Annotated in this window: 20 protein-coding genes; 1 reads left to right on the top strand and 19 read right to left on the bottom strand. The window is 52.1% G+C overall.

The annotated features are described in order from the left end of the window. Positions 1-12: 12 nt before the first annotated feature. The 8 genes from NST44_RS18710 to NST44_RS18675 all read right to left on the bottom strand — a co-directional run bounded on the left by NST44_RS18710 (position 13) and on the right by NST44_RS18675 (position 11,843). Positions 13-930, bottom strand: coding sequence for a carbohydrate ABC transporter permease (locus tag NST44_RS18710; RefSeq protein ID WP_007130189.1), 918 nt, complete (start codon positions 928-930; stop codon positions 13-15). Next, complete coding sequence (locus NST44_RS18705; RefSeq protein WP_007130190.1) at positions 927-3,485, bottom strand: DUF5696 domain-containing protein; 2,559 nt, start codon at positions 3,483-3,485, stop codon at positions 927-929. The genes NST44_RS18710 and NST44_RS18705 overlap by 4 nt, the downstream gene beginning before the upstream one ends. Before the next feature lie 12 nt (positions 3,486-3,497). Continuing rightward, positions 3,498-4,124 carry a Yip1 family protein gene (locus NST44_RS18700; RefSeq protein ID WP_007130191.1) on the bottom strand — a complete coding sequence of 209 codons (627 nt, stop codon included), beginning with the start codon at positions 4,122-4,124 and terminating at the stop codon, positions 3,498-3,500. Then, on the bottom strand, positions 4,121-5,581 hold the full coding sequence (locus tag NST44_RS18695; RefSeq protein WP_040738682.1) for an NHL repeat-containing protein: 1,461 nt from the start codon (positions 5,579-5,581) through the stop codon (positions 4,121-4,123). Before NST44_RS18695 ends, NST44_RS18700 begins: the two co-directional genes overlap by 4 nt. Positions 5,582-5,598: 17 nt before the next feature. Next, positions 5,599-6,462 (bottom strand): carbohydrate ABC transporter permease, encoded by an 864-nt coding sequence (locus tag NST44_RS18690; RefSeq protein ID WP_208604298.1) that lies wholly within the window; start codon positions 6,460-6,462, stop codon positions 5,599-5,601. Positions 6,463-6,476: 14 nt separating this feature from the next. Then, entirely contained in the window at positions 6,477-7,436 is a 960-nt protein-coding gene (locus NST44_RS18685; RefSeq protein WP_007130194.1) for a carbohydrate ABC transporter permease, read from the bottom strand. A gap of 20 nt (positions 7,437-7,456) precedes the next feature. Continuing rightward, the gene (locus tag NST44_RS18680) at positions 7,457-10,348 is read right to left on the bottom strand and encodes an extracellular solute-binding protein (RefSeq protein WP_007130195.1); all 2,892 of its coding nucleotides are present in this window, start codon (positions 10,346-10,348) and stop codon (positions 7,457-7,459) included. 97 nt (positions 10,349-10,445) lie between these two features. Further along, positions 10,446-11,843, bottom strand: coding sequence for an extracellular solute-binding protein (locus tag NST44_RS18675; protein WP_007130196.1), 1,398 nt, complete (start codon positions 11,841-11,843; stop codon positions 10,446-10,448). Positions 11,844-12,138: 295 nt separating this feature from the next. Between NST44_RS18675 and NST44_RS18670 the strand changes: the two genes are divergently transcribed. After that, positions 12,139-12,834 carry a response regulator transcription factor gene (locus tag NST44_RS18670; protein ID WP_007130197.1) on the top strand — a complete coding sequence of 232 codons (696 nt, stop codon included), beginning with the start codon at positions 12,139-12,141 and terminating at the stop codon, positions 12,832-12,834. A gap of 74 nt (positions 12,835-12,908) precedes the next feature. Here the strand turns inward: NST44_RS18670 and NST44_RS18665 are convergent, their stop codons facing one another. The 11 genes from NST44_RS18665 to NST44_RS18615 form a co-directional block, all read right to left on the bottom strand. Further along, positions 12,909-14,552, bottom strand: a complete 1,644-nt coding sequence (locus tag NST44_RS18665) for a response regulator transcription factor (protein WP_244152710.1) — start codon at positions 14,550-14,552, stop codon at positions 12,909-12,911. 1 nt (position 14,553) lies between these two features. Next, entirely contained in the window at positions 14,554-16,305 is a 1,752-nt protein-coding gene (locus NST44_RS18660) for a sensor histidine kinase (RefSeq protein ID WP_007130199.1), read from the bottom strand. Positions 16,306-16,409: 104 nt separating this feature from the next. Beyond that, positions 16,410-17,330 (bottom strand): carbohydrate ABC transporter permease, encoded by a 921-nt coding sequence (locus NST44_RS18655; RefSeq protein WP_007130200.1) that lies wholly within the window; start codon positions 17,328-17,330, stop codon positions 16,410-16,412. 12 nt (positions 17,331-17,342) lie between these two features. Further along, positions 17,343-18,242, bottom strand: a complete 900-nt coding sequence (locus tag NST44_RS18650) for an ABC transporter permease (RefSeq protein ID WP_007130201.1) — start codon at positions 18,240-18,242, stop codon at positions 17,343-17,345. Positions 18,243-18,311: 69 nt separating this feature from the next. Further along, on the bottom strand, positions 18,312-20,021 hold the full coding sequence (locus NST44_RS18645) for an extracellular solute-binding protein (protein WP_007130202.1): 1,710 nt from the start codon (positions 20,019-20,021) through the stop codon (positions 18,312-18,314). A 275-nt stretch (positions 20,022-20,296) separates the two neighbouring features. Then, a complete protein-coding gene (locus NST44_RS18640; protein WP_007130203.1) occupies positions 20,297-21,088 on the bottom strand; it encodes a sulfite exporter TauE/SafE family protein in 792 nt (263 codons plus the stop codon). Between the two features lie 17 nt (positions 21,089-21,105). Continuing rightward, the gene (locus NST44_RS18635) at positions 21,106-21,855 is read right to left on the bottom strand and encodes a spermidine synthase (RefSeq protein WP_083832623.1); all 750 of its coding nucleotides are present in this window, start codon (positions 21,853-21,855) and stop codon (positions 21,106-21,108) included. A gap of 193 nt (positions 21,856-22,048) precedes the next feature. Further along, positions 22,049-22,633, bottom strand: a complete 585-nt coding sequence (locus tag NST44_RS18630) for a GNAT family N-acetyltransferase (protein WP_007130205.1) — start codon at positions 22,631-22,633, stop codon at positions 22,049-22,051. A gap of 201 nt (positions 22,634-22,834) precedes the next feature. After that, on the bottom strand, positions 22,835-23,302 hold the full coding sequence (locus NST44_RS18625; RefSeq protein WP_007130206.1) for a hypothetical protein: 468 nt from the start codon (positions 23,300-23,302) through the stop codon (positions 22,835-22,837). 16 nt (positions 23,303-23,318) lie between these two features. Then, positions 23,319-23,861, bottom strand: a complete 543-nt coding sequence (locus NST44_RS18620) for a TlpA disulfide reductase family protein (RefSeq protein WP_244152704.1) — start codon at positions 23,859-23,861, stop codon at positions 23,319-23,321. Positions 23,862-23,869: 8 nt separating this feature from the next. Next, complete coding sequence (locus NST44_RS18615; RefSeq protein ID WP_007130208.1) at positions 23,870-24,397, bottom strand: MauE/DoxX family redox-associated membrane protein; 528 nt, start codon at positions 24,395-24,397, stop codon at positions 23,870-23,872. Positions 24,398-24,415: the final 18 nt, after the last annotated feature.

The following is a 24,415-nucleotide window of genomic DNA, read 5'->3' as shown; positions in this document are numbered from 1 at the left end:
ATTCACCTTCTTCTATTCATGGTAAAAGACCTTCCTGGATACAAAGTACGTGCTGATCAACAGGATGATGGAGATAGCCAGGAAGTAAATCCAGGCCATTGCTGAGCTAAGGCCGAAATCGAATTGGACGAAGCCCGTGGTCTTGATTAAGTCTGTCAGCTCATTTCGGGAGAACGAGTCGATAATCGTATATATCATGTTGACCAGAATCAGCGGGCTGACCATCGGAAACGTGATTTTCCAGAAGGCTTCATAACCCGTAGCTCCTTCCATCTTGGACGCTTCGTACAGCTGGGGGGATATCGTCTGTATGCCTGCCAGGAAAATAAGGATCTGTACGCCGGATTGGCTTACGATCTCATAAATACGATCCACGGCTCCCGTTAAATAGTTTACGATCGTCTCGCTTACGCCGGCCTGAAGCATTAATCGCTCGAGTTCAAAACTTCCCAATGCGTTAATCAGCCCCCCGGAACCGGCATTCTGATCATTGATCGCCTGAACGAGACTGCTGCTTTCCAGGGTCAGAATGACCCCGGAAGCAAGAATGACGGGCAGGAAGAATATCGATCGGGCAAAGGAACGGCCAAGGAACTTCTGATTCAGGACGACGGCCAGAAACAGACTGAAGATAACGATCAGGGGCACGTTCACCGCCATGTTCACGATCGCCTCGGTCAGCATTCGGTTAAAGCTGGTGTTGACCGTAAAGGCAGTCACGTAATTTTTCATCCCCATAAACGTTATGCCGATTCCTTCGGAATTTGCCGTTACGGTGCTAAAACTGTAAATCAGGGAAGTCAGCAAAGGGATCAGGAAGAAAAAGATAAAACCGAGCAGCCAAGGCATCACATAAGCAATGCCCCATAATGCCTTCTGTTTCCCATAGCTTCGCTGCTTTCGCCCAAATCGCTGGGTTATGGATTTCATGGCGCTTCACCACCCGTCACATAGCTTTCGGCTTCAATGGTTACGCCGTCTATCGTCACCGGTGCACGATTGTAATTCACGATGACGTAAACGCCGCTCTCGTATGTCGTCTTGAACACGCCGTCAGCCAATTCGTCATGCCCGACGATCCGCTCATGGCGAACCTTTTTCAGAAATGCATTGACTTCCTCATAGATGCGGGCGGCCTCGTCGATCCATAACGCGTAATTGGCGGAGAACAGTTCGTTATGCTCTGTGTCCTTTATTTTGTGATTAGGTTCATAGAACCATTGAAAATACACGCCAGCACCGTACTCCAAACACTTCAAAATATAAGGTTTGGCGTCGGTATACGCGGACAGGTTGTAAGGCGCGCCCGTGTAATCGATATGCCCGCGGATAACCATTTGATAGAACGGAATTTCCGCGTCTTCGATTTTAAAGCTGCTGCTAGACATGGGCGCATGGGTGATATCGGTCAAGAAAGGCAGAGCATAAGCGTTTCCTCCGTCAGCCATGACCTGAAGATTGGCATCTGAAACCTTGTTCAGCGCATCCAGAGACAACTGCTCGGACTCCGTACGGTCAATTTGACGATGCTTGCGAAAATCGCTGTCCAGCTCGGCGGCAAGATCACTCAGCGAAACGCCAATTGCGCCGTATTTTCCATAATCCTTTAAGAAAGCTTCCGTGTAGCTACCTATCAACCGCGGCGATATGACATAGGCAGGCGAACCGGTCCGATCCCGCCGGTTCAGCGCCGGATTGAAGGAATAGATCTCTGCGGGGATGCCTCGCAGCGTTCTGGACGCCTCCTTCGCCTCGTTGAACCCGGAACCGGACAACGCGGTAAGGATAGCGACATCCGGATACAGCTTTACCCCATTCTCGTTCGCATAGGAGAGCAGACGCCGAAGTCCCTTCTCTCCCCCTACCTGTTGATCAACGGAGACGCTGCCTGGAACCTCATGATCCAGCCCTTTGTTGAACCAGCCGCTATATTTCAATTTGATGTCATGGATGCCTCGCTTGCCCATCTCTGTCAGAATACTTTGCGCTTGTTCGAACGTTGTGAGCGGCTCCAGCGCCCGATACGGAATTCCTGCAAAATGCTTTTTCTTATAAATGCTTCCTACGAGCTGAAGGTAGAACGGCATATTCTCCTCATTCCTCTCGGCAATTGCCGGGAGGCCTCCCTGTTGCTCCAAGTAATTCCTGTAATAGGCGGCGAGTCCCGGATAGGAAGCCGACTGCTTGCCCACGAACGCATACCGGACCGAAAAATCGCTTCGCATCGGATTCTCCTGGAACTTCGGGAGCGAGCGCTGCTGGCCGTTCGCATCCAGGCTTAAGTCGCCTTTGTTGATTACCGTGAACGTCGGGTAGACGTAATTATAGCTGTTAAGCCTGCCGCTGACGTCGGCATTGATCGTCGCGGCCGGAGCCCCTTCCTCGATGATGCCGATAAATGCCCCGCCTTCACGGATGATGCCGAACACCGGCAGCCTGACGTCCTGGCTGCTGTCCGCCGTTTCGATTCCGCTCATCGTTCGGTCCATTCCGTACACGCTCTGCTGGTAGGAAGGGTACCGCGTCTTGCCGTTATTAAAATGAATCAGCGCTCCAGATCCGTCCGGAACGAGGATTGAGCCTTTATCCTCCGCCCCCCCTGCACCGAAGAAGCTCAGGAACGAGATCGTGTTCACCGGATATTCAGCGGGGAAATCGATGCTGGAAACCGGAAGCTTGGCGATCAGACTGTCGCCGTCCAGCGTATATTCGATCGAGGCGTGAAATACCCGCGGTTCAGGCTTGGTCTGATCCAAATGGTTCTCCTCGATGTCCACCAGCAAATCGTCCTCGGTATATCCGGCATCCTCAAAGGCTTTAAGCGCACGCTCCAGCTGCAGACCTTTGAGAGCGCCGTCGGACCGGACATACACCCCTTGCTCGGCATCTTCCGTGTACGCGATTTTCAGCGTTCGCTGGCCGGCGCTGTCCAGCTTGCTTAACAGGTTCTGTTCAAAGCGGGACTTGCTGATCTTTTTGGGCATGTCGTCAATCGTTTTTTTGTCCGTGCCGAACCGGTAGTTAACGCGAACGCCGTTTGGGATTTCCTCCATGCCGATTTGCTTGTAAGCCGCGCTGTCGGCGTGCGAATTGACCGAATTTATCTGTCCGAAGCTGTTATAAAAGTCAAGCTTCAACTGAGAGGACAACAAGCTTTTGTTCACGCCCGCGGCCAGCGGATCCGACTGATGGCCGGGGGGATTGCTGTGCCAAATTTCGCCGCTTGCCTTATGCACGACGGCGATCGCCCCCGTCTGATCGTCCGCTAGCAGCTGGAGCTGATCGTTCTCGGCAATGCCTTTCATGCCTTTGACGCTCGGATTGACGAACGATGACTTAAGGGCTGCTCCCGGCGTGAAGCTGTTGGCGGGCCCGTTGCCTTCATCGCCAGCTGCCTTTTCCGGTCCTTTATCCGTACAACCGGCCATAATCAGAGCTGTCAGCACACTGGCAGCAAGCAGCATGTATTTAGCGAAATTGCCCATCCTTCCTCCTCCTTAAGTTCTCATGACCAATTCTTGATAGATGACGGAAATAAAGGCCACGATCTGTTGGACCAAGCTGAAAAACAGCAAACTGATAAAAGCCATAAACCCCATGGCGACCAGGGTGAGCATCATAATTCCGATTGTTTTGGACGGGGAAAACTGATGCACCGTCATATTGCCGACAAACAGCAGATAAACGAACCAGAGAACCGCAACGGAGTTGGAAAAATAATAGAAGGCGGTCTCTTGCAGCGACACGAGATTGCTGAGCCAGATCCATGGAAACTGTATGATCACGAGCGGCAGGAGCGCGAAGCAGGTCGACGTAAAAATTTCGACGAATTTGCCCTCGCCGTCCATCAAGGTCGTAAGCGACCAGTTAGCCACGCACCAGAACAAGATCGGCACGATCACATATACGATTTCCATGACGCTGTTCATGCTCTCGGGATTGTACACATGGACTAGAAAACCGCTGTACTGGCTCCCCAAAATGTTCGTAACGGCAACCAGAAACAATACGCAAAACGAGATGATCAACGTGAATTTTCGATTGCGATCGTATTTCAGGTCCCAATAGCCCTCAAAGGGATGAACCATGAGATTTAGGGGAAACCGAATCCATTCCCTGCTCATGCGGAAGCCCCCTTTCTTCGTTCCTTCACTTTCCGAAGCCTGGATGCGGCAAATATCCCGATTCCGGCCAAGAACAGCATGGTCATGATCAACGGAAAATGTTCCCTCATGACCGCTTTGCGGTATAGCAGGAATGCTTTCGAATAGTTTTTCTGATCCAAGCTGCGTTTGAAATGCATCATGGCACCCTTATAATCGCCTTGACGAAGCAAGGCTTTGCCGATCCCCGCATAGGCGAATTCCAGATTGGCATTCATGGCGATCGTTCGATTAAACAACGCAAAAGCGGTCTCTTCCTCGCCACGATAGTAGCTTTTGACGGCTTCATTCAGCGTTCGACCGTATTCGGTCGTTCGGAAGACGGTAATTTCGCCAAGCGCTTTATCCAATACAAGAAAATCCTCGCCGATTCGGTCGATGGCGGCCGGCGTATGAAATTGGCCCATTTGGTTCCCCAGCCCGCCGAATACGTACATCAGATGTCCGTCCCCGTTGTAAGTGAACACCCGTCCCCGCTTGCCATCGAGAATGGAGTATATCTCGCTGTCGGTAACATCGATGTCGATCAGCTTAGAAGGACCTTCGCTGCTGAGGTAAAGAATGTCGCCCTGCGGGTCGGAATACCCCGTTCTTCTTAAAATATCGCTGCCTTGCGCATTAAGCTTCTTAATGTTATTTCCCCACTGGTCCCCGTTCGTGGCATAGATGAACCCTTCCGAGTCAATATCCAGATTCGTAAACTCCGTAGGCGTAAACATGACCATCTGACTGCGCTGCGCCTTGGTCGAGATTTGCTTCCAGAAATATTCGATCGGATCGATATAAACGCGATTCGCGCCGATGAAGGTAGTAAACGCCCCTTCGGCATCGAATTCCATGAAACCGTCAAACACGCCGGCAGCCATGATGTAAGTTCGCTGCGCATGGTCCATGACGACCCGGACGGGTTCGAATTTAAACGAATCCTGCAGTAGCTCCGACTCCGGCGAATCGATGATCTTGATCAGTTGAAAATCCGAATCCAAGTGAACCACCCGTTTGTTTCCAGTGTCCGCTACGAGCACCTCGCCGTCATCAGTCACGAAGATTCCTTGCGGTTGTAGAAATGTATCCGGCTCGCCCTCTCTTGTGAAGGAATCCACGGTGGTTACCAGCTTTAGATCATGGTCCAGCACAACGATCCGATTGTTGCCGGAATCCAGCACGTATACGCGATTGTCGGCGGTGACGTGAAGATCGCTCGGCTCTTGGAAAGCACCCGTCCCCAGATCCGAGCCGCTTATCAATTCAGTCGCCACATAAGCGGCCGGCGCTGCTGCAGCATCGCCCCAATAAGAATAAATATAGGAGTCCGAGGCGCTCTCGGCGCTTACGTTCCCCGCTCCTGCCCCAACCCCCAATAAGCAGCAGATCATGATGAGGAGAGGCGTTTTCAGTTTGCGCAAGCTGTTCATCAATCTGACATGCCTCCTTTCTAGTCCTTCATCCCTGAAGTGGCCATCGTCTGCATGACACTGCTCTGGGAGATGATAAAGAGCGTAATGGGAACGATCATCAGGAGCAGTGAAACAGCCGCGCCGACGCCGGCTCTTGCGATTCCGCCTTCCGTGATCTGTCCGAGCGCGAAATGTAACGTCTTCAGATGCTCGCTGTAAATGAAGCTGCCCCCATCGCTGCCCCAAAGTGCCGGAAATTGTAAAATCATTAGCGTCAGCCAGGCAGGCTTCACGTTCGGCATCACAATGGACCAGTAAATCCGATATTCGCTGGCCCCGTCGATTTTGGCTGCCTCAAGCAGGGCATCGGGAATCTGCTCCATGAATTGCTTCATCAGAAACAGCCCAAGCGGAAATGCCAAGGAAGGCACGATGATGGAGGCATGCGTATTGATCCAACCCAGCCAAGACATGACCATATAGTTGGGGATCGCCGTAACATGGGGCGAAAACATCAAGGCGAGCACCACAATCGAAAACAGCGCCCTTGAGCCGGGAAACCGGTATTTGGCCAGCGGATAGGCTGCTGCAGACGCCAGCAGGATATGTCCAGCCGTGCCAATGATGGTGATCAACAGCGTGTTTGCGAAATAACGCGATAAGGGTACCCACGAATTCCCCATTAACACCATCAAATCCAGGAAATTATCCATCGTCGGATTGTTCACGAAGAACCGCGGAGGGAATATGAACAATTCGTCCAGCGGTTTGAATGCGTTGTTCACCGCGTAAATCAAGGGCAATGCCATGAAGGCTCCGAACAAGGCGAGCAGCGCAAACAGCAAAATGCTAACGGGCAAAGAACGGTTCAGCGTTCTCGGCAGCCGGAAATATCGAATCATTTTCGCAGCCAACGTTACTCACCTATCCTTCTCAACATTTTTTGCGTTAATTTGTTGGTTCCGACCATCAGCAAGAACAGGAACGTCGCAATGGCCGATGCGTAGCCGAGTTCGAAGCGGATCGTGCCGAAGTCCATCAGATGGGTGACAATGGTGTGCGCCGCATAGTTAACGCTCGGAAACCCGGCGAGCGCGATGGAGATATCCGCGACCGCGAATGCGGTTGTGATCTGCATCACGGCCCCGAACATCAGCTGCGGCCTCATGGACGGCAGCGTAATATACCAGAGCTCCTGCCAGCGATTCTTGATGCCGTCCATCGCCCCCGCTTCGATCAGCGACTTGTCGATCGTTTGCAGGCCGGCGATAAACGCCAAAAAGCTGGTGCCCAGGCTCAGCCAAAGCTGTACGATAATCACGATCCATAGAATATAGTTTTCATTCAGGAGCCATTGAATCGGTTCCAGGATAAAGCCGGCCTTCATCAGAAACCCGTTTAAATACCCATAGCTGTCACCTGAGAAGATGATGAGCCAAATGAAGTAAACGTTGCCCGATATCGATGGCGCATAAAAGACCAACGTCATGAACGCCCGCACTTTGGGCGACAATTCATTAATGATCCATGCGAATACAAAACAGGCGATATAACTGACGGGACCGGTAATGACGGCGAACATCAGCGTATTCTTCAAGGCGATCATAAAGATATCATCATTCAGAAACAGCCTCGAATAATTTTGCCAACCGACGAATCTCGGAAATTCCAGCATGTTGAAATAGAAGAAACTTAGGGCAAAGGAAAAGACCACCGGAATGACCGTAAACAGAAAGAAAATAATCATATACGGACTCATCAGCAAATAATAGTGCTTGCTTCGCTTCAACTCTTTTATGAAAGAGACCCAACGGCTGTTCTTCTGCACATTCGCTTTGGGGCTCTTTACGGTTTGAATTACTGGTTCTCCTTGCATTGACTACCGCACCTCCCCTGTTAATATGGCAAATTGAACTCCTTCCGCTTGATCTCGATTTCATCGTTAATGTACAAAATATAATCGGATAAGGCTTCGCGCGGATTTTCGCTGGCATTTACCACTTTCCTGAAAGCATTGTCCAAATGCCGGCCTGTGAAATATCCTCCGGGCACCTGCGGAATGCCTCGTACCCACCGCCATTGGTTATCCAAATTCCGATAATCCTTCACCGGCCATGGCAGCTCCTCCAGCGCTTCGATGTTGGCCGTCGGATAGCGGGCAGCCTCTCCCATCAAGCCTTCCATCTCTCGACCATACGCAATTTGCGTCTCCTTGTCGGTCCACCACTTCAGAAATTCCCAAGCGGCCGCTTTGCTCTTCGAATTTTGAAGCAGCATGACGGCTGTCGTATGGCTGGCAACCTCGTGGTTCACGGTACCGTCCTCGCGTTCAGTCCCCGGCACAATCGTGAAATCCCACAGCCCCTTAATCTCGGGGGCCATGACCGTCAGCATGTTGTACGTCGTGTAATCCGCAATCCCGATCGGCATTTCCCCGGTCCGGAAACGGTTCGGGAAATCCGCTTGCAGCGGGAACTTGTAGCTGGTATAGAACTGCGTCCACTTCTTGAATGCCTCCATGGAGATATCCGAGTCGAGTGCACTCTTCGTATCGTTATCGCGGTAAAACTGCCCGCCGTTCTGGTACAGCAGCATCGCGAACGTCGCATTCGGGACCAGGCTTGCGTTGGTGGCTTCCAGCGGCAAATAAAATTGCATGTTGTGCTTCTGAAGCACGGAAATCAAGTCATAGATTTCTTGCCAGGTCGCGGGCGGCTTCAAGCCAAGTTCCTCCAAAATATCCTTGCGATAAAACAACATCGGGAAGGTCTGCTGCTCAGGCAAGGCGTAAACCCCGCCGTTATATTTGTACGGCTCCAGCCCGCTGTCGCGGAATCGGGTGACCACCTCTTCGAAATCATCGAATTTCGTTAAATCGGCTGCAGCGCCCCTCATCGCGTAGTTGACCGGCACGTCCTCGCCGATTTGCATGGCGACATCCGGACCTTCACCGGCAAGCGTGGCTGGCAGAAGGATATTTCCCGGAACAAGCCGGAGATGCACCGGAATACCCGACTCAGGCGTAAACGTGTCGTCGATCAATGCTTTCAGTACTTGCGCCTGATCGCGTCCGGTCGTTATCCACACGGTAATGGCATCTTCTTCATCGCCGGCGTTCCCGATGGTGTCATAATCTTCCGTATACGAAGCTGCGTAAGCGCCTAACTCATGGCCCGCGACCTCGAAAAACGACGCGTCCGGTTTGGGCAGCTTGCGATCCGGCGAATGAACGATTAGATAATCAAGCGAGATAGGCTGCTCTTTAATCTGCAGCATCCAGGTTCCGAGACCGCCCACGTTCACCTTATACGTGTCCAAGCGCTTGGCGACGGTTTCGGGATTTTCGGCGAGCTCGTTCAGCTGGTGCACCATTGAGTGCAGAACGGCCACCTTGTCGCTTCGCTCGCCTGTCGCTTCTTCCAGGTAATCGGCCACGCTTTGAATGATTTCGGCCTGCTCGGTGAACACCTCCACCATATCCGGAATCCGCTTCTCCAATTGATAATCCCGGAACGGATCCGGCGTATTGGAGGTGATCATTAGTATTTTGCGGTACATTTCGTTCAGTTCCAGCACGCTGGATTCTATCGTCTGCAAGAGCGGCGCGATCTCGCCAAGAGACACCATCATTCGGATCTGATGCGTCCCTTTGGTGAAATGGAATAAATAAGGTTCTTCCTCGCCCAGCACGTTCATTTGCCAATCGCGGTCATAATGAAAGCGGATTCGTTTCATTTCCTCAAAGGGAAACTCCCCGTCGATCATAAGGCTTCGTGTGGCAAATACGCCCCGGAGCTGGTCCTGCTTTTGCTTCAAGGCGATTTGGTACAAACCGTCTTCTTCCACCTCGAACTCCCATTCGATCCATTGCCCCGGCAGCTTCCAGTTAACGCCTCCGATGGTGTTGATTCTGATTTTGGAAACGTCGTACGGCTCAACGGTCGGGCTGGATCTGTCGGATGTAGGATACAAGGTCGGCGACGATTTCCGCTTGGCATCCTCCGCCTGGATCAGAATGTACTGATCCCGGGTCGGCTCCAAGCCCTCGGACTCATATTCATTCGCCAGCTCCTCGTATGTTCTCAAGGCATGATCCTGGTACAGCTCGATATAATCAATGGCCATCGGCTCCCGCAAGGACGTTAGCGTAAGCTTCTGCTTGCCCTTGTCAAAATAAAAGGAATACGGCTCATCATAGTAGCCGTACCGATCGGAGAGCGGCGCAAGCTGCCAGGAAGGCTGCTCGATCTGCCTTGGCCGCAGATCGTTTCCGCGGTTATCCTGCCTGATTTCCTCGTCCCGGTTTCCCCATACTCTGTCGAATAGCACGATATCCGCTCCCTTGAAAGGCACCTTGTCATTGATAGAGAATTGCCTTTCGATCGCCGAGCTCTTCCCTTCAATCGGATAATATCGGATCCGGACATGGTATAAGCCCGGTTCTTCCACGTTCAAGTCCCATGAGATAGAGCCTGCCTCTGGCGTGATCACGGATTTCCCTTCGGAGCCGTGTAATTTCTCCGCGATCTCGAATCCCTCCCCGGAGGTTGATACAAAGGACTCGCCTTCGATGCGGACGATGCGGTCCGGGCGGCTCGCCGATGCATGGGCGTCTAAATACTGGCTGTACCCGTCCTGCCCTTCCGTTTCTATGACCGCTTCAAAGTCGGAGATCGCTTGAACGAAGCCTTGGTTTGTCGATTTCGAAGGGTAGAAGGCCCATAGAGACAAAAAAAATAGGACGATGACAAGTATGGCGCTACCGAAACGCTTCTTCCTGGTGTTCAATTTCTCTCCCTCCCATACGGTTAATCCATCCAATGACAGTCCCTGCCGCAGCAATGCGCTGCGCAGGGACGATCGGTTCTTCGGCTAATGTTCAAGGTTACTTGCCATATACTTCGTCAATAGCCGCTTGGAACGTTGACTTGTATTTCTCAACAACGGTGGAAACGGATATTCCTTCATTCAGCTCGCCGACGAATTCCCAATATGGAAGTTTCGGAAAGGAGCCATGTTCCAGCACGATCAGGTTAGGCGCAGCCAGTCGCGCGTTGTTAAGGTCGTCCTCTGTCGAAAACACGGTCTCATAATCGGCTTGGTCCGGATACTCATATATGGAATCGATGTCATTGATCTTCTCCCAAATATATAAGAGCTGCTCCGGATTCTCGACTGATTTCGGAATCGCCAACGCCTGATATGCACCTTCCAAGGTATGGTAGGTTGTCGCGTTCGGTCCTTTCGGGAACGGTACGAAGCCGATATCGAAATCCGGCATATCCGTCTTGATTCCGCCAAGCTCATATAGTGCCCCTGCATACATTAACGTGTTGCCTTGGCGGAAAAACTGGCTCGGCTCCCTCCAATCGCCGCCTTCCGTCGGTCTGGCGATCTTCTCCGTAGCCAACCGGGAAACAAAGTTCAGGGCTTCCAATGTCGCGGGATCTTCAAGTGTCTGTTTGTTCTCTTTTGTAAGCCCGGTGTTGTTGGAATAAAGTGCATGCTCGATCAGGGATGAATTCGCGAGGCCCCAGGTATCTAACTTTCCGTCATTGTTTGTATCCTTATTCGAATCCTTGGCCACTTGAATAAACGTGTCCCAGTTCCATTGATCCTCATTCACATAATCCTGAAGCGGCTTTAAGCCCAGTTGATTCATAAGCGTACGGTTATAGAAAATGCCTTGGACAGTGTTTCCACGGGTCTCGCTAAACCCATAGCCTCTGCCTTCGTAAGTGAAGATTTGATTCGATGCCAATTGATCGAAAGCCCGAACGTTTTTCGTATACTCATCGATCGGCCAAAGTAAGTCCTGTTTGACAAGCGCCGGAATCGTATAGTTTTTGCCCAATCGTACGATATCGCCGATCGGCTCGCCGGCTAACAGGGAAGCCGTAACTTTCTCTTGGTATTCGCCGAAGTCGATGGCGATATATTCGATTTTGAAATTATGCTTCTCCATGAGCGCATCCAAATTCTTCTTTTTTGCAATCTCGTCCGGATTCCTTTCCTGATTCGTCATATCCCACCAAGAGACGACTTTAATCGTCTTACCGCCTAAATCGAAATCCATTTCCGGCGTTCTGTAAACTTCCTCCTCCTCCCCTCCGCTGTTTTCCGTCTCGCCAGGTTCCTTCGACGTCTCGTTTTCAGTGCCGCTATTCGTCTCCGATTCCACGGTTTCTTGGGTGCCGCTGCTTGGGTTACCCGAGCCTCCGCTGCAGGCTGCAAGCAGCAGAACCAATCCTAATAACAGAACCAATAATTTGCGAACACGCATCTTTAATCCCCCTCAACGTTTGATGTTTGGTCCAGATTCATCCAAAGTTTAGCGCTTACATTTCCATGCAACAACCTGGGGAAATCGAGATATTCTACCCCTGAAACGCTAGAAGGCCGTCTCCTGCAACGGCTTGTCCGCCGAGCTTTTTCAACCCAAGCTTTGCAAGAAGTAAAGAACGGTTAGCAATGCAAAGAAAAGCACATTGTGGAAATGGGGCGCCGGCCAACATAATGTAAGCGTAACCAATTTAATGGATATTCCGCTTATCGCAATATATGGGGAGGGAGTCATCATGTCTAAGTTACTGTATATCAATCTGGGCTGCTGCTCCGATGATGCGCTTCGCCTGCAGGATTGGGGCAAATGCGGGATGAACATGGAAATTTGCGATGATGATTCTGAGTCATCGCTGCATCGGATTGAGGAGAACGGCTATTCACTGGCGGTTATCAACATGAACGGCAGCCCCAAGAAAGGGCTGGAGCTGTGCGGCCGGATCCGGAGGGTAAGCCGTTTGCCCATCATTGTTGTCGAGGATACCATGGAATTTGCCTTCATCCGCAAAGCGCTGCAGCTGCAGGTAAGCGATTACGTACCCAGCACGTTGCCGGCTGAAGAACTGGTGAAAAGCGTAGCTGCTGTTAACGCGAACCAACGCCGCACTGAGGATGACGTCATTCACAGGGTCAAGGAATATGTGGGGAAAAAGCTGCACGAAAATATTACGCTCAAAGACATTTCAAGCAAATTCCATTTCAACCGCTCCTATCTTGGCCAAAAGTTCAAAAACCATGAAAATATGAGCTTTAACGAATATTTGTTCATTCAGCGCATGGAAAGAGCGAAAATGCTGCTGGAGCAAACGGATCTGAAGATTTACGAAATTGCGAATGAGGTGGGCTATACCGAAATCGACTGGTTTTATAAGCGATTTAAATCCTATACCGGCGTAAGCGCGAACGAATATCGGAAGATGGTCGCCTCCTAATCTGCCAGCCCAATGCAAATAAGTCCTTGGGTTATCCAAGGACTGCTGCCTGGCCATACGCCTGGTCGCTGCACTTATTGCGCTCCATCGCGGCTTAGCCTGACGGTTCGGTATTCCTGCGGCGTCAGGCCGGTCCATTTTTTAAAAAAACGGGTAAACGATTGCGGCATTTCGTATCCGATCAAACCACCGACCTCGGCTATCTTCAGTTCTTCCCTCTTCAGAAGCTCCTTCGCTTTGCGAATCCTGAGTTCGTCCATATAATCCGATAAATTGACGCCCCTTTCCTGCTTAAACAGCCTTGATAAGTAAGATGGATTGAAATGAAATTCATCCGCCAGCCTGACAAGGGACAGATCCTCGCTGAGGTTTTGTTCAATGAATGAACAAATTTTTTCAATGACGCCGGCAGCCCTCTTCTGTTCTCCGCTTTTCCGGAGTGAAAACAAAACGTCAGCAACGCCTTTCAAATAACCGAAGGCTTCCCTCCACGAACGATAGTCTTCCAGCTTCATCAGGCCGAACGAACCGATCTCACGGATTTCCCACCGATTGATGTAAGACAGAAGCACAAGCGCAACCGTATAGCAAAGCTCCGTCATATTGGGATCCCCCCGCTCGAGTTCGTAAGCTGCCGGTTCGGTCAAGTCATCGAACAGCCCCATGAACTCCTCTCTTCTGCCGGCTTCCAAATGGACGGCCAGCGTCTCGAACTTATCGCGCAAGGATCTGTTAAGAATCGTAGCGGACGGCGCGGCTTCCTCGCTCGGAAACACCTTCTGGACCATCCGCGTTCCGTCACCGGTCCGATCATGCTGGTACCGTCTCATTTTATCGTATATGGCAGGCAGTCCTTCCCAGGCGAATGCCTCACCGCATAGTGTCACGGCTACCGACGCCTCAAGCGATTCCAGGCAGGATTGCTGAATCAGCTCAAACGTTCCCTCCAGAAACATGACCGTCTGTGCGAAAGCGTCCGTCCATTCCGATCCGCTCCACCGCTTGGGCTGGATGAGCCAGATCAGATCCCCGTATCGATCGATGAAACCGATGCTGCTCGTCCGCTCTGCCAGGAAAGCCTCTGCCAGAAACTTAACCGCAAGCGCCGTCTCCCGACGGTCGACATACGTGGGGGATCTTCCCGCGGACCCGCCAGACGTTACGCTGCCCAGCCCGATCAGAATCGGCATGGACGCATCCAGCGGAATTTGCAGGCGCCTGAAGTCTTCCTCCAATTCCCGTTCGAAGAGCACGTCGTGGAATAACAAATTTCGAAAATAGTCCCCGTGGGCAAGCGTCTCCAGCGTATCCAGCTGCTCTTTCGACCGCCGGATCAGATCATTCGCCCGCAGCGTCTCTTCCAGTTCCTTGAGCGCTCGCTCGACGGCCGCGATCAATTTCGGGTAGCCTTCGTTTTTGAGCACGTATTGCACGTCCGGCGCTTGAATCGCTTGATAGACATAATTGAAGTCGTTATGCCCTGTCAGGAACACGATTTTGCACTGCGGCCAATTGAGACGTATCGTTTCCATCAGCTCCAGGCCGTCCATGCCTGGCATGCAGATATCGGATAGTACGACATCGACCCGCGTCCGGTTCAACAGTTCCAGCGCCTCTTGCCCCGAATAGGCTTTGTAGATGTCCAGGTCAAGGTTCAATTTTCCGAAAATATCCGCCAGCCCATCGGTGATAATTTCTTCGTCGTCAACGATCAACATTCTATACACTTGACGGTTCACCTCCATCGCCAAGAAGTATTGTTACGGCAAGCCCCCCAAGCTCGCTACGTTCTGTCCGTAATCCGGCATCCTCCCCGAATGTGATGCGGATCCGGCGATGAATGTTCACCATCCCTGTCGTTTCGGCCTGGTCCTGTTCCTCATACAAGGACTTCCGGATCTGCTCCAGCGCCTCGTCCGTCAACCGGTCTCCGTTATCCTCCACGATGACGCGAGCCTGGCCGTCCGCCCCTTCGAATCGCACCACAATCAAACCATTCTTCGTCTTTTTTTCTAGGCTGTGCTTGAATGCGTTTTCAATGATCGGTTGAACGATCAACCGCGGCACGGGAAGCGGCCGCAGCTCATCCGGCAGCGGATCAAAGCGTACCTGAATCCTTCTCGAAAACCGTAGCTCCTGAATTTCTGCATACATTCTCGCATGATGAACTTCCTGCTCCAATGCAACCAAATCCGATGCATTCCTCGTCACGAATTCGAAATACTCCCCGAGCAGCGTCGTAAATTGTTCGATCCGTTCCGTATCTCCCGTCTTGGCCATCGTATTCAGGATAAAAAAGCTGTTATATAAAAAGTGCGGGTTGATTTGCGATTGCAGCTGCTTCAGCTCCGCCCGCTGCGTCATGATTTTCTGCTTGTAGACTTGATCGATCAAAGAGCGCAAATTGTCCACCATCTGGTTAAACCTGCCGTATAAGTACCTGAACTCGTCCTTGGATTCATGGGCGATATGGATGCTCAGATCCCCGTGCTCGATCCTTCTGAAGCCTTTAACTAAAGCCAGCATAGGTTTGTGGATGAACTTATAGGTAGACAGCGCAAAAACGCCAAATATCCCCAGCGCCGCTGCGGCAAATCCCCATGCCCATTTGTAGAACTTGCTCAGCGGCTTCTGTACGACCTTCTCGGGAATGAAACGATAGATCGACAGCGCTAGCTCCGGCGAGTGGGCCTGCACGGCATAGTATCGGTTCCCGTTTACGGTCAGCCGCGAAGGAGTGTCCTCCAGGAGCGCCGGGATTTCCCGCAGGAAAAGGGGGAGGCTAACGTTAGCCAGCTCCCCTGTCCCGTTCGCGACGGCAACCTTGGCGCTGTCCGACAGGAGCAGCGTTCCGCTGCCGGGGTACGTATTGAATTGGGCGAGCGCTTCCTGCAGCCGCTGCTCGTCCAGCTCGATCTCGACCGTGAACAGCGGCTCTGCCCTTTTGATACCCCGCTGTTTCATGGCGCCAAGGAACAAGCCTCCGTTCCATTCAATGAGCTGAGAGCCGCTGCCAAAGACGGAACGGATTTCCCGGAAGCGTTCGGGCCTAAATTCACGCACCCCATCTCCGGCTGAAATCGTGCGGCCGATAGCCGCGATATGAACACTGACATCCTTGATATACATGCTGCTGTTCTGAACAGTATACAGCCGCTTGATCAACGAATTCATGTTCTCGGTACGGGCGATCGTCGCCATCGTCTCCCAGGTCAGGACCAGTTCATTCAGGTTTTCATCCTCCAGCAGGCTGTACTGCAGCATTTTCATGCGTTCGATTTCGTTTTCCAGATCGGTCAGGTAGAATTCGGATTGCGCCGCTGCCGTCTTGGTAATGTCGGAGCTGGCCGTTTGCACGTTCCAATGGTAAAGATACACGGCAAATAACAGAATCGGCACCATAATGAGCAGAAACGTCACGATCAACCGGAGAAATATCGTATTGCGCAGTGAAAAGTCCCGTCGGAACATCAATGGCATTGCCCCCAGCATTTTTTATTCGATTATAGCCTACATCTCGTCAGGGCAGCCAGACTTATGGCGGGCAACATCGACTTGCGCTGTGTCCTTAGCCCTTAGCCCTTCACGCTTCCGAGAACGATGCCCTTTACGAAATATTTCTGCAAGAACGGGTATGCCAAAATAATCGGAAGCGAGCCGAGAAAGATCTGCGACGATTTCAGCGTCCGATCGGAGATCAGCGCCAGGTTCAGCATATCGTCCCTCGACATATTCGACAGGTTTTGCTGGATTACGATCGTTTGAATATAGCTTTGCAGCGGATAATTGGACGGGTCTCCCATCAGCAGCAGTCCGTCGAACCAGCTGTTCCAGTGCTCAACCATGGAAAACAAAGCAAGCGTGGCAAGCGCAGGCTTGGATATCGGGACAAAAATCGACCACATGGTCCGCCAGTGGCTCGCTCCGTCGATGAGCGCCGCCTCTTCAAGCTCCTTCGGAATTTCCCTGAAAAAATTAAGCAGCAGAACGACGCTGAACACGGGAACCGCGCTCGGCAAAATCAATGCCCATATCGTATCCAGCATGCCGTATTCTTTTATCGTTGAATACCAAGGAATCAGGCCGCCATTAAACAGCATCGTGATGAAAAAGATCCACGCGTACGCGCTCCGAAGCCGAAAAGAACGTGTCTCTTTCGATAACGGGTAGGCAATCAACACGGTCAGCAGCAAATTAAGCGGAGTGCCCAAGCCGATCCTCGTGAGCGACACCAGCATCGAATCCCAAAACTCGTGGCGGCTTGCCGTATACATGTAGGAAGCCAGCGTCACGTCGACAGGCCACAGCTTCACATATCCCGCCGAAGCCGCCGCGCTGGAACTAAAGGAAACCGCAATGATGTGAATCAAAGGAAGAACGCAAATCAGCGAGATCAAAATCAAGAAAATGGCATTGATCAGGGAAAACCATTCAAACCGCCTTTTTTGCCGGATACGGCCCCCTTCAGCCGAAGATGGCACCAATCGTTGCTGCATCGTTTCCCCCCCTTAAAATATCCGGTATTTCGCAAACCGATAAGCCAAAAAGTAGGAGCCCGATATCAGCGTGAGCGATATGACCGATTTAAAAAATCCGACCGCCGTCGCCACCCCGTACTGGGCATCAAGCAAACCGATCCGATAAACGAACGTATCCAGAATGTCCCCGCTTTCGTACACTTGCGGGCTGTATAAATTAAACACCTGATCGAAGCCGGCATTCAGCAGCTGTCCCAGGCTTAACACCGACAACAGGACGATTACCATGCGCATGCCCGGAATCGTGATATGCCATATTTTCCGCCAGCGGTTCGCCCCGTCGATCGTTGCCGCTTCGTATAACCCCGGATCAATTCCGGTAATCGCAGCCAAGTACACGATCGTGCCGTACCCGAAGTTTTTCCACACGTCGGAAGCAATGAGCGTGAACGGAAACCATTCGTTATCGCCCAGGAAAAAGATCTTGGGGATGCCCAGCAGGCCGAGAAATCCGTTGACGATGCCTCCCGACGGGGAGAGGATATCGATCAGGATACCGCCAAGCACGACCCAGGACAGGAAATAAGGCAAGTAAATGGCCGTTTGGACCGATCGCTTGATCACATTGTTTTTGAGTTCGTTCAACAGGACGGCGAACACGATTGGAACAATGAGCCCCAAAATGAGCTTGAAGCTCGAAATAAACAGCGTATTCCACAAAACCTGCGTAAAATTCGGCAGGCTCATCACATACTCGAAATTGTTCCATCCGACCCATTGCTGATCGCCGAAGAGGCCTTTGGCAGGGATAAACCTCTGAAACGCGATCGTGATGCCGGCCATCGGAATGTACGAAAATAAAACGATTAGAATCAATCCCGGCAATATCATCACATGGAGCGGCAGCTCTCTTCGCCATTTCGCTTTCATTCGTGAACCTCCAATTCGTAGGTAACAGGTTCGGAGGGAGTAACGACAAGGTTCTCCCTCCGGCCCGGATTATCGCTTCGCCTGTTCGTACCACTCGTTGACTTCTTGCGTGATTTGATCCCCGCCGAGCTTTTTCCAATCCTCTACGAACTGGTCGAAGGTGTCGATGGATTCGCCTAAAATAATCTTGACGAAAACCTCGTTTTGCATTTTTTCGAGCGTCGTCTTGCGCTCGACCATCGTCGGCGTCGGAGCGCCGACGAATTTTTCCTGCAGGAATTGGTCGTTTTTATCGTATTGGTCGGCGATTCCCATGGAGCCCTGTTCCCCGTATATCCGTTCCCAGCCCCATAGCGCAAAGCCGTCGGATGAGCCCGATTCATAAGCTTCCAGTTTTTCCTGGATCGTCTTGGCCTCTCCGGTTAACTTCGAGAAATCGCCGGCCTTGCGCGCAGCATCGATTTCCCGGAATGCATCCACGTTCTTCATGACCGGATACGGCGTGACCGGAGACAGCTGCCACACGCTTTCGGCTTCCGGCGGCGCAAAGTATTTATCGAATTCGGCGGTTTTCCCCCAGTTTTTCTCGAGATGCAGATTGAACATTTTGATGACGGCTTCCGGATAGGCCGCATCCTTCTTGACGGCGAAGAATCGGGTGGTGCTGAATTTGAGCGGCACCTTCGGTGCTTCCCCCGATTCGGATACGATCGGGAACGCTTGCCACTGCGCATTCGGATCGTTATCGCGATTCAGCTGAAGCGGCCAAATGGAATTCCACTGCTCGCCGTACTCCATACCGATCTTGCCGGCCGAGATTTGCTCCGAAACCTTGCCTCCGTCTTTGATACCGAACTCTTGGTCGATCTGTCCGTTTTTGGACATCTCTTGCAAAACCTGAAGCGCCTTTTTCACTTCCGGCTGGATGCTCCCAAAGACGAGCTTGCCGGAGTCATCCTCGATCCAAATGTTAGGGTAGGCATTATATCCGGCCATAAACCCCTCAAGCCCCATCGCGCCCCCCCATAAATCCTTGGTAACGCCAAGTCCGTACGTATCCTGCACACCATTCCCGTCCGGATCGTTCTCCGTAAACGCTTTCGATATGGCGAGTACGTCAGCCATCGTTTTCGGCGGCGCAAGTCCCAGCTTCTCCAGCCAGTCCGTCCGGATCCAGATGTACATGGAACGCTCGATCGAGGATTCCAGTTGAGGAATCGCCATCAGCTTTCCGTCGAACGTAGCGGCGTCAAAAGCACTCGTCCCTTCTTGAAGCAGCACTTCCTTCGTCATTGGGGAAGCGTACGTTTCGTAAAGTTCCGTCATATCCATGATTTGGTCCGAATCCGCCAATTGCTTGAGCTGGGTGGCGTTGACCGGAATCACGTCCGGAAGGTCGCCCGAAGCCAGCGTCACGTTAATTTTCTGCAGGTATTGGTCGGAGGTTGGACTGCCTTTGACCACCCATTTGTACTTGACTTTGATGCCAAGCTCCTGCTCATACAATTGCGTCCATCGATTGTTGTCGATCGTTTCGTCTTTAAGCACGCCCAGCACGTTATTTTCCACGACGTCGCTAAGATCCCTTACGAACGATACCTCGACTGGCGGATCATATTTGCCGAAAGGGCCGTCATTCGCTATGGTGCTTGGATCGGTCTTGGACGTTTCGTTTGAACTGCCGCTGCCGGACCCGCTGACTCCGCAGGCCGAGAGCAGGAGTGACGCCATGAATAATACGGATATCGCTCTCCGCCATACTGAATTCCTTTTTTGCATTTGCATCCCCCGTTCCAATGGATTCAAGATCTGTACTTGGTTACGCTTTCATTATGGAATGGCGTGCATTCCGTTACAACGTTCATCTTTTTACTTTGCTTCTCCTTCATTTACCAACTCCACTCGGTACCTTGATAATGTCTAGACGTATAAAGGTTTTCGTGAAGATCCAGCTGACCCCTGATATGTACTTCGCTAAGCATAGAAAAAACCAACCAGATCACCCGGTTGGCTTAAACAAACGTAAATGGGCTCAACGCAAGAACCCGGACGCTCTATCCTTTAAACATCAGCCGGATCGCCACGATGAACAAGCATACCGACAATATCCGCACGATGACGAGCCCCGGTATTTTGGAGGCAAGCTTGGCACCGATTTGGCCCCCGGCCAGTGCTCCGATCGCAAGCCAAATGAACGTCCCCCATAACACATGGTCAAGCACGACATGAGAGATGGTTCCCACCAGCGAGGAGAGCAGAATCGAAAACATGGACGTTGCGGTGGCGATATGCGGCGGAAAGGCCAGGAACAGGATCATCGTAGGCACCATTACCGAGCCGCCGCCGATGCCGAACAAGCTGGAGATGAACCCGACAAAAAGCGCAACCCCGGAGCCGAACCACAAATTGAACGCATAGCGATGCTCAGCGCCGGAGGCATCGATGAAGTTTCTTGTCACCGTCGGCCGGAGGAAGCCGCCCCGGCTCTGGGTCGGCTTGAAGTTGATCACAACCGCCATCAGCATCAGGAAGAGTCCAAGCGCTATAAAAAAGACGCGGCTGCCCACAATGCTGGTTGTCCAGGCACCCAGCACAGAGCCCGGTATCATGGCTACCGAGAACGCCAGGCCGCTCCGGTAATCAATTCGTTTTTGCCTCGCATAGGCCCATGTGCTGGAGATCGCACTGACGAACAGAACGGCCATTGATGTGCCCGATATCTGGGACACCGGCATTGTATACATGAGGGCCAGTACCGGCACAATGATAAATCCGCCTCCAAGGCCGGCAATCGCCCCGCTCACCGCGGCCAGCATTCCGACAAGCACCAGCAAAACATATTCCATATGTATTCCATCCCTTCCTACGGACGATCCGTTATCACATAGCCCTGTTCAAGAGTTGCCTCCCGGAAGCCGGCCATATGACGCTCCTGATACAGAATAGGGCGCGCGGCTCCGATGAGAATGATATTTTGAATATCTGTGCGGCGATCGGACAGACGAAATGCCTTCGTATAGGAAAACACCGTATGGAGCGTCGTGTGGATCGCACGGATATAAGGGTCCCTAGTTCCTCGTCCAATCAGGTTCATAATCATAATACCCTGATCACGCAGCCTATCTGCCGCCATCATGAAAAATTCCGCAGAAGCCAGATGCCGCGGCGTTCCTTCCTTCGTAAAGGCATCCACAATAATAACGTCCAAAGTATCCTGAGCTTCCCTCTCCAGCAGCTCGCGCCCATCGCCAATTCTCACGGATTCAGCTTCGCTGCCGAAAAAGGTGCGGGCCAGCTCCGCCACCCGCTTGTCCACCTCGGCTGCCGTTATCCGCCTATTCGCATAATGGCGGGCGATCGTCCCGATGCCGTGCCCGATCAGGAACATGTCCTCGAAATCCGAATGATTGGCATCGATCAGGTGAATGATCGCTCTCGGGTACTCAAAGACGATCCGCTCCGGATCGTTCAGATCCAGCACTCCCTGCACCGCATCATCGGAGAACTCCAGCACTCGGAAACGCCCCTTCACGCCGTATAGCTCCTCTGTATCGTACACCTTCAATTCATGAACTTCACTCGTATCATGGAGCAATAAGCGCACCTTCACCATCCCCTTCGCGCCATTGATTCTGACAGGATGATCCTGCTGCAGCTATCTTATTGTACACCCGATCGGGGACCCTCACACACAGGATTATGAAAAATATCGCTTTACGAGAAGAAGGCCCCCCAATCTCTGGGGCGGCCGCAATCATATCCACCTGTCCATGGCTGACCATTTGGGTCGTAACTGTGACACGCGCTTATGACTCAACTTTTTCGGAATCGACACTATTTCGAAATGTGATGGAAACGTCGCCGAGCGATCTTCTCCAGATCATATGATGAAGGCCTTCGCCCCAATAATCCTGCAGGAGAACATCGGGTTCTCCAAACTTTTTCTTCCAGATGCTTTGGGCCGCAGAGTATCCGCTGTCCAGGCAAAATTCCCGGTATCCCCGCTCCATCATCGACAACCAAATGACGTTTAAGAGCAAGCTTCCAATTCCCCTGCCTTGATAATCCGGATGCACGAAAACGGTCCCCACCTCCATGATGTCCTGTTTGTTCCATGGAGCGTGCTGCCGGATCATGGCGTTTGGCGGCCCATATTCAATCGTGCCTACGACATGGCCATCGATCAGGGCAATTAGAAAGTACCACTGTTCGCCTCCTGATTCCAAATCACGATTCAAGTATTGAATTTTCGATTCGATTTCCTGTTCGATATCCTCATCCAATTCCGACAGGCCTTCCTTGGCGAACGTATCGGTTACAACGATTCGAAAAAAATGCGCAAGCGCTTCGACATCAGCGTATGCGGGTCTCCGGATCTCAATGTCCTGCATCAGTCCCTCTCCTTATTCCCTTCATCAGCTCACAACGAATCGTTGCGTTCATTAACCTCGCTGTTTCTCCAATTATATCCTTAAAACGAGGACAAATCAGCCGAATATAAGGAATTGACGCTCTTAGAAAATTTGAGCGCGGCGGCATCCCATCACGACGTCGTGCGTCTCACTGGATTGCATGAACACGCGGCCGATGCATTAATATGTGAAGGTCGATCTGCACGCGCAAATGATATATCTGCCATAAATATGTGCCCCTTGGTAGCAGCCTTTCATCCCGAATTCGGGATGAACATATTGCGAGATGCAATCCTGGCATTTGGCCCGTTGTCCGGGCGGATCGCTTGTATACCACCAGCCGGACGGATAAGGACACAGCCCTTTGCAGTCCGTAATAACGGATTTCGGCGTGCAGATGATATAATCGGGCGGACAGGAAGCATCTGCTCCGCATCCGCTGCAATATTGACCGTGAGGCGGGCGGCATGGCCCGGCGGCAAAGGAAATACGAACCAGCTGCTCTTCGGGTCTCAGGAGGACTCTCGCCAGCAGCTCCGCTGTTTTTTGTGCGAAACGGTTCAAAATCGAGACTCGACTCGCTTTCCGGGTCAAGCGGCTGATCACCGTCTGGGCTTCTTCATCTTTATTTGCAGGCAAACGCCACATGCTTATCACCTCTTATTCAGGAAGCTATGGTTGCCTTCACGTAGGCTTCCAGCTGTTCGCGGCTGTTGACCAGTCCCTTGTGCCTGATTACGCCGCTGCCGTCAACCGCATAGGCATAAGGCGTGACTTGGACATCCAGCTGACGGGCAAGCTCGGAGGTAACCAGGACGGCTTCATCCTCGTAGCCAATCGTCGAGATGTACGATGCTGCATGCTCTGCGGATGAGAATAACAGAAGGACCGGCTTGACGTGGTGCTTCTTCGCGATGCGGGTAAAGTCCGGAATAATTTGTGCGCACTCTTTGCAGGTCGGCGATCCGAACAACAGGATGGCGGCGGTTCCGGCTAAGCCGCTCGTCGACCACGAGCTCCCTTGCAGATCGGTGGTGACGGCATCGGGAAGCTTGCGGCCGACCGGAATGCCGGATTGGTTGACGCCCCGGGCGGTCCCCATCACCATAATTCCCAGCTGTCTGAACAAGACGAGGTTAAGTAGAACCAACGGTACAACGAGGAGCCATAGAACAATATAGGAGATCCAAAAAAACGTGTTCATCATGCCCTCCTTTACCTCTGTTTGATGTACGGAGCATGCGGGGCGGCGAGCTCGCGGTATATCCGGATGGCATGAACGGCATCCGGTATGCCCACGATGACAAGCAGCGATACCAGGAGCAGCATGCCTTCCAGCAGAAATCCGTTCAGGGCGACTGCTTCTCGATAGTCAAACCATGCCGGATTGCTCCAGGCCATGCTGAGCAGTCCCATAAACCCGTTAATAGCAATGAGCGGCCACCCCAGCCGGGAATGAAATTGCGGACCGAGACAGCCGCAGTCTACCCTTCCTTTCTTCCGTATGTAATAGACAACTCCGATTCCCTGAACAAAGTATAGGACCGAAAGCAAGACAAAACTCATGGATGAGGGATATCCGTAAATCATGGTGACGGCAAGGAACTGCAGCAATACAAGCAGCGCGTGCAGACGGGGACTGCCAGGGAAACGGTCCGGGTCGCCGAAGAAGGCGCTCCAGATGTAGCTGGTAACCGATAACAGCATGGGGAAGGTGGCGGAAATGGCAGCAATTTCATACATCGGAACGGCAGCCTCCCT

Source organism: Paenibacillus sp. FSL W8-0919 (genome assembly GCF_038003785.1).
In the GTDB taxonomy this organism is placed as follows: Bacteria; Bacillota; Bacilli; order Paenibacillales; family Paenibacillaceae; genus Paenibacillus_AQ; species Paenibacillus_AQ lactis.
This window is presented reverse-complemented; position numbering and strand designations above follow the sequence as displayed.

What these genes read in the sequence shown, in the direction of transcription:
- NST44_RS18710 (WP_007130189.1), bottom strand. Translation starts at nt 930, where the DNA reads ATGAAATCCATAACCCAGCGATTTGGGCGAAAGCAGCGAAGCTATGGG.
- NST44_RS18705 (WP_007130190.1), bottom strand. Translation starts at nt 3,485, where the DNA reads ATGGGCAATTTCGCTAAATACATGCTGCTTGCTGCCAGTGTGCTGACA.
- NST44_RS18700 (WP_007130191.1), bottom strand. Translation starts at nt 4,124, where the DNA reads ATGAGCAGGGAATGGATTCGGTTTCCCCTAAATCTCATGGTTCATCCC.
- NST44_RS18690 (WP_208604298.1), bottom strand. Translation starts at nt 6,462, where the DNA reads ATGATTCGATATTTCCGGCTGCCGAGAACGCTGAACCGTTCTTTGCCC.
- NST44_RS18685 (WP_007130194.1), bottom strand. Translation starts at nt 7,436, where the DNA reads ATGCAAGGAGAACCAGTAATTCAAACCGTAAAGAGCCCCAAAGCGAAT.
- NST44_RS18675 (WP_007130196.1), bottom strand. Translation starts at nt 11,843, where the DNA reads ATGCGTGTTCGCAAATTATTGGTTCTGTTATTAGGATTGGTTCTGCTG.
- NST44_RS18670 (WP_007130197.1), top strand. Translation starts at nt 12,139, where the DNA reads ATGTCTAAGTTACTGTATATCAATCTGGGCTGCTGCTCCGATGATGCG.
- NST44_RS18665 (WP_244152710.1), bottom strand. Translation starts at nt 14,552, where the DNA reads ATGTTGATCGTTGACGACGAAGAAATTATCACCGATGGGCTGGCGGAT.
- NST44_RS18660 (WP_007130199.1), bottom strand. Translation starts at nt 16,305, where the DNA reads ATGTTCCGACGGGACTTTTCACTGCGCAATACGATATTTCTCCGGTTG.
- NST44_RS18655 (WP_007130200.1), bottom strand. Translation starts at nt 17,330, where the DNA reads ATGCAGCAACGATTGGTGCCATCTTCGGCTGAAGGGGGCCGTATCCGG.
- NST44_RS18650 (WP_007130201.1), bottom strand. Translation starts at nt 18,242, where the DNA reads ATGAAAGCGAAATGGCGAAGAGAGCTGCCGCTCCATGTGATGATATTG.
- NST44_RS18645 (WP_007130202.1), bottom strand. Translation starts at nt 20,021, where the DNA reads ATGCAAAAAAGGAATTCAGTATGGCGGAGAGCGATATCCGTATTATTC.
- NST44_RS18640 (WP_007130203.1), bottom strand. Translation starts at nt 21,088, where the DNA reads ATGGAATATGTTTTGCTGGTGCTTGTCGGAATGCTGGCCGCGGTGAGC.
- NST44_RS18635 (WP_083832623.1), bottom strand. Translation starts at nt 21,855, where the DNA reads ATGGTGAAGGTGCGCTTATTGCTCCATGATACGAGTGAAGTTCATGAA.
- NST44_RS18630 (WP_007130205.1), bottom strand. Translation starts at nt 22,633, where the DNA reads ATGCAGGACATTGAGATCCGGAGACCCGCATACGCTGATGTCGAAGCG.
- NST44_RS18625 (WP_007130206.1), bottom strand. Translation starts at nt 23,302, where the DNA reads ATGTGGCGTTTGCCTGCAAATAAAGATGAAGAAGCCCAGACGGTGATC.
- NST44_RS18620 (WP_244152704.1), bottom strand. Translation starts at nt 23,861, where the DNA reads ATGATGAACACGTTTTTTTGGATCTCCTATATTGTTCTATGGCTCCTC.
- NST44_RS18615 (WP_007130208.1), bottom strand. Translation starts at nt 24,397, where the DNA reads ATGTATGAAATTGCTGCCATTTCCGCCACCTTCCCCATGCTGTTATCG.